This window comes from Cedecea neteri NBRC 105707 = ATCC 33855, assembly GCF_001571265.1.
Classification (GTDB): Bacteria; Pseudomonadota; Gammaproteobacteria; order Enterobacterales; family Enterobacteriaceae; genus Cedecea; species Cedecea neteri.
On sequence record NZ_BCTL01000094.1, the window covers coordinates 1 to 5,697 of the forward strand.

Below are 5,697 nucleotides of genomic sequence, written 5' to 3' on the forward strand. Positions count from 1 at the left end.
AGATAATTCTCGCTGTCTTGACATACCCGTACCCATCCTCCTGATGGTTGGTTTTATATCACCTGCCTACTAATCCTGGAGTTTCTACAGGCAAGATATATTGGCATTATCCAGAATATCAGGCTTATGTATGCTGTATCTGAGGAGTAAAGCGCTTAGCTTAAATCGCTCAAATCGACCAAGTAATACACCGTCAACTTACCATTATCAACATTATTTTAATCACATGGTGATTTTATTGATGATAAGTAAATTATTTAACGAATCTCTGAACACATCAATCGTGAACTGCGGTACAAGCCGGGTTGCATTGGGTATATACTGGTCAGCGTTGAGTAATTATCATGATCAGAAGGAACGACAATGAACAAAGCCGTAGTAGTTTTTAGTGGGGGCCAGGACTCGACAACTTGCCTGGCTTATGCGTTACGTAAATACGAAGAGGTTCATTGTATAACGTTCGATTACGGACAACGCCACTCCGAAGAAATCAACATAGCGAAAAAATTAGCAAAAAAATTTAATGTTTCTCATAAAGTTTTAAATACCAATATACTTAATGATTTATCAGCAAGCAGTTTGACACGACCCAACATACCGGTGCAAAAACATGAAAGTAGTCAGGATAACACATTGCCAAACACGTTTGTCCCCGGAAGAAATATCCTATTCCTGACTCTCGCATCCATCTATGCTTATCAAATATCCGCTAAAACAGTTATTACAGGTGTAAGCGAAACAGATTTTTCTGGCTATCCTGATTGTCAGGGAGAATTTATTAAAGCGTTAGACAAAGCCATTTCTCTAGGATTGGACAATAATATAAAAATTGAAACACCACTCCTTAATCTCACCAAAGCCGAGACTTGGGCGATGGCTGATTACTATGGCATTCTCGAAATCATAAAAAATGAGACGCTGACCTGCTACAATGGCATTAAATATGATGGGTGTGGTAATTGTCCGTCATGTTTTCTTCGTAACAGAGGATTTGATCAATATAATAAAAATCAGTTGAAAGTCATGAAGTCATTCAAAGAAAAATCCTCTTTTCTTTAAAAAATAAATTTATGATGGGGCTATTTATTTCCACCCCATCATATAGATATTATTTTCCTCTCTCATCTTTCACAAGAAAGCGATTAAAATAAAATCTCGTCAAATAAGCCGGGAAAACATTAAAACAAGCAAAAAAAGACTTAATAACAATCTGAATGATAGCCATTTTCATAATCACATGCAGGCTTAATTTTCCATAGAATGCAACCAAACAAAACACAAAACTATCAATCACCGCCGCTGTCATAGTGCTAAAAAAACCCTTAAAAACAGAAACCTGGAGTTGGTAATGTTTTTTATCTTGCATAAAACATAGGAGTTAGCATTCTCTGACAAAAAGAATGATAACGATGATGCAAATACAGTGGAAATTATTTGATTTATTAACAAGCTGTATGAAGCATTCAGCTTCCAGTCAGGGATGGATGGAAGTTTCGTCGACACACTTAATAACAAAACAATAATCAAATTAGCTGACAGAGACAAGTAAATAGCTTTTCTTGCCAGGTGCATCCCATAAAACTCACTCAGAAGATCTATAACAAGAAATGAGAACGGATAGATGAATGTGCCAGGGGTAACAACTAAATTAAATAGTTGCACAAAAACTGGTTTCGTGGCTGCTATATTACTGAAGACGTAAAAAACACTTAATAATAAAATCAAAACAGCATAAATAAACCAAGACTTTTCATTTCGATCTTCGTACTCATATACAGTTCGTGCATCTGTGCATGATGAGTAAATTTTTCGATAGATTGATTTTATTTCATATATATTTAAATTATCAATAATTTCACATTTTTCAAGTTCTTTTATATTAATCTTTATGATCTTACTGGTTGATAAGATCAAGATATTTGCAGAGTTATCGGCTTTATTAAATCCGAGAAGCTTATATTTACTCCCCATAGTCAAATCGCTCCTCTATTATATCACCAACAAAAACACTCCCATTACCTTCTAAAAAAGAAGCAGATCCGATGTAAAATTCATTTTTTATACCATGATAATTAAGCTCATTCTCACTTTCATCTTTTCTTCCTCTCTTAACGAGCAACAAATCTCCCGCATTATATTTCCCTTCAATATCCTTTTCTAAAACAATCCCTATAACATTAGATTCACAGCCAAAATAAAAAGTTAGTTTTCTCTCAGAAACGAGCATGCCTATTTTTTTATTCAAGAAATCCAGTGAACTACATTCTGATTGGAAAAACACAGGTACCGCACAAGGGTTCATATTTCCATCTAGAGAAATCACTGTGTCAATACGTTCTTTTTCTTCAATATCCAAACTTTCTATTTCTTTGTAGGACACACCAAAAAAATCTGATACTTTCTGTATAGTTGACTGATGAACATTTGATACCCTACCGTCAAGTATATTATAAATTGTTGTTCTGTTGAGACCGGTGCGATCGCATAAAGAAACCCGGGTTTCCCCTCTTGAACTTAATAGATAGTGTAAATTTTTCTTAACAAATTCTATTTTTTGTTTTTTATGCACACGACCCTCCCTGTAGAAATATCTTAACCTTAAAAAGGAGATTGAACCCCTGAATGATATGGTGCACAGGAATAAAACATAACAGCATGTTATACAAACTCTATCCGTAAAACAAAGTCGAAGAAGTCCTTGCGTATTTCATTCCCACACAGCCGCAAGGAGGACTTAGTATTTACATACTCATCTGATATATAAACAGTAAACATCATGTGTGATATTCATCTCAATTGCTAAGTCAGCATGGAGGTCTCCTCAGTCCAGGCCTGCCAGGTATCATTTGTCCCTGCGGCTCACTGCGGCTGTGTTTGCCCCGGTGCAGGGATTTCTGCCATATCATAAAACACAGTACATGTACGGCGGTTTCATCAAGCTACGCAAATGTGTGTTCAATAAGGGATGAAGAGATACATCCGGCATAACGGCGATCTCACTGACACGCCGACAAGGCGAGCCTCAACCCGGCAGTATTTCCCGCCCACTGCACCTTCACGAGATACGCAGCTGTGGGAATTTTATCTTTGATGACAGACCCAGCCGGTCAGACCCTCGTCTGAAAATTCTGTTTCTTATCAAGAAGGGGGCCCGTATACAGATCTTGCCTCTAACTGGGGGACGTCTCAGGGAAGCGCCTTGGTATCCAGAGAATTACTTTAGCTGAAGGGCAAACAGCGCAGAATATCCACCGTCCATCACGATGTCACTCCCTGTCATGAAGTCATTCTGGAGTAGAAAATGTATTGCCGACCAGACATCCTCTACCGTTCCACACCGTCCCGTCAGATAGGCCTGGCTGTAGTCTGGCAGATGGCCAGCATATTTATTGCGGATCATTGGTGTATCAATTGTTGCGGGGGAAATGGAGTTAATCAGGATCCCTGGTGCAAACTCGACGGCACAAACCTTTGTCAGATTGACAATCGCCGCTTTAGCACTGCTGTAGGCCGCCATCCCTTTAGCTCCTACAGAGGCCGTTGAGCTTGCAACATTGACTATCTTGGACACAACACCATTACCCTGCATTTTTCTGGCTTCCAGTTTACAGGCATGAAAAGCAGGCATAAAAATTTGACGATAAGACTGAACCATTTCAGTGGAAGCAAGATCTGAAAGGGGTTTTCTGACCCCAGTCACCCCCGCGCAGTTAACGGCGTAGTCCAGTGATTCTATACGGGCAAACGCTTGCTCGGCCTCTTCCCAGTTTGACAAGTCACATATTATTTGCGTTATCGACTTATCCAGCACATCGGAAAAAATTGTATCCATACCGATAACATTGAATCCCGCATGATAAAACTGTACAGCGGCATAGCGACCAATGCCACTGGCATGTCCGGTCACGAGAACAGTACGTTTTATTTTTTCAGCCTCCGCCACTTGCATGTCACTGCCAACCTTTGTCCTTTGCTTCATGCCCCATGCTATGGTTTAAACTCAAGGGCGACATGAACGAATACCTTTCTCACCGCCTCTGACGGTGCGGGTAACACAGCCCCGCTCACATCGCCCATGGCAGCTCGACACAGTTCAAGGTTGCCATGTTCATACTTCACGGTTTTCTCCTCCATATTCAACCGTAGCGTGCAGGTCTTGCCCCGCCACTGGTCAATATCAAAGAAATTTTGTTCAATTGCCCGACTGAGTAAACCGGCATATTCATTCGGGTTATCACCGGTATATTTATCCCCAAAATGAATGGGCGCATCCGGAGGGGGGGTTGTTACTGTTCTATGCTGACAACCTGCAACCGACAAGCATCCTGATAATATCAAAGTCCTCAGTCCGAACCGTGTCATCGCTCAGCCTTTGTCACCACATTAAAGAGAATGCAGTTTTGCCTGTGATTCCCTTCTTAGTCAAATGCCGGTTCTTAAACCAGCTGATTTTTTCAGAGAATTCGGGCTTTATCGCCCAGACAGGTAATGAACGTTATTTTATTAAAGAATTCAGACACAACTCCCGGCGGATAACAGCACTTCAGTTGCCGAATACAGAAAATAATTGACCGTTCAATACCGTATAAAAGCATCGAAAGCATTATTGATTACGGTTGAAGTACTACAGCTAAATCCACGATACAGTGTCCTGCCTGAGCACGCGGGGCAGTGATATACGTGATAAAATCTGAGGATTAGTATTAATTCTGTATGGCCCGGAACAGACCACGTCCTGCAGCACTCATTATGGTAAGCATCACCCGTCACCGCTTCACCGGCAACAGCAGGGTGAAGTCTGGATATTCACTATTCCTGTCGCTCGCCGGAACAGAGATAAGGCGCAATTTCAGGCAAGAGGGAGCTTAAGAGAGAAAGCTTCGCAATATGAGACACCGACCTAAGGCGCTCAAATTTTTTTCTTAAGTATCAGTTCTTTAATTTATCCCACTTTACAGCGACGACAATACTCCAGTTTCCCTCGGAGTTAGGCCTGCGCCATTTCGCCTTTTCCATAATACGCAGATATTCGAGTGCCTCGGAGAAAGAAAAAAAACGCTTTTGCGCCGTTTTATCGCCCACGCCAAACGAGCCATCGCGAGAACTCGCCAGTCCGGGATGAAAGCAAGTGCCATCTGCTGCATAGGGAACCAGCAATTCAGGATCGTTCTCTTCCGTTGAATCCGTTATCAGTAGTTGCCACGGTTCGACGCGAAGCGCTTTTGCAAGCCGGTCTATCGCATCCAGAGAAACATTCGCACCACCACGCTCAACTCTGCTCATGTAGCTACGCGCAAACCCACAGCTATCAGCAAATGCTTCCTGGCTCATTCCGGTACTGATGCGCAACGCTTTGACACGCTTGCCAAACAATGTGCTTAAGGACTTTTTCATGCCCTGAATGTGCAATTTTGAGCACCACAAGAGCCACGCTCTAATAGTGACATTTCGAATCAAAATTATTTGTTTTGTGATCGCGCGTAGATTAAATCTGATCTTTGTCCTGCTAACATCGGAAGAATCAAATTAAACCCTAAAAAAGACATTTTAAATCAAGCTGACCTCCATCCATCACCGGGTAAAACCGATACGTGAAACATCAAAGGAAAGTGATCAGCGCACGATTATTAGCCGCGTCGTCGGCACCTTACGTTCTGCCCTGGGGCGGCACACCCGTCCCGCCTAATCCTCACCCTC

5 protein-coding genes and 1 pseudogene are annotated in these 5,697 nt (G+C 41.6%); 1 reads left to right on the plus strand and 5 read right to left on the minus strand.

What is annotated here, in order from left to right; translation table 11 throughout:
- Nucleotides 1–363 precede the first annotated feature (363 nt).
- Nucleotides 364–1,059, plus strand: a complete 696-nt coding sequence (gene queC, locus CNE01S_RS23635; protein WP_061279091.1) for a 7-cyano-7-deazaguanine synthase QueC — start codon at nucleotides 364–366, stop codon at nucleotides 1,057–1,059.
- A 49-nt stretch (nucleotides 1,060–1,108) separates the two neighbouring features.
- Here the strand turns inward: queC and CNE01S_RS23640 are convergent.
- From CNE01S_RS23640 to CNE01S_RS23660, 5 genes and pseudogenes are all read right to left on the minus strand, one after another.
- Nucleotides 1,109–1,971, minus strand: a pseudogene (locus CNE01S_RS23640) (queuosine precursor transporter).
- Nucleotides 1,961–2,569: a helix-turn-helix domain-containing protein gene (locus CNE01S_RS23645; protein WP_061279093.1), complete on the minus strand. Its 609-nt coding sequence runs from the start codon at nucleotides 2,567–2,569 to the stop codon at nucleotides 1,961–1,963. Before CNE01S_RS23645 ends, CNE01S_RS23640 begins: the two are co-directional and overlap by 11 nt.
- 645 nt (nucleotides 2,570–3,214) lie before the next feature.
- Nucleotides 3,215–3,949: an SDR family NAD(P)-dependent oxidoreductase gene (locus CNE01S_RS23650; protein ID WP_169799433.1), complete on the minus strand. Its 735-nt coding sequence runs from the start codon at nucleotides 3,947–3,949 to the stop codon at nucleotides 3,215–3,217.
- Between the two features lie 38 nt (nucleotides 3,950–3,987).
- Nucleotides 3,988–4,320, minus strand: a complete 333-nt coding sequence (locus CNE01S_RS23655; protein ID WP_169799434.1) for a cell envelope integrity TolA C-terminal domain-containing protein — start codon at nucleotides 4,318–4,320, stop codon at nucleotides 3,988–3,990.
- Between the two features lie 609 nt (nucleotides 4,321–4,929).
- Nucleotides 4,930–5,394 (minus strand): helix-turn-helix domain-containing protein, encoded by a 465-nt coding sequence (locus CNE01S_RS23660; protein WP_061279099.1) that lies wholly within the window; start codon nucleotides 5,392–5,394, stop codon nucleotides 4,930–4,932.
- Nucleotides 5,395–5,697 lie beyond the last annotated feature (303 nt).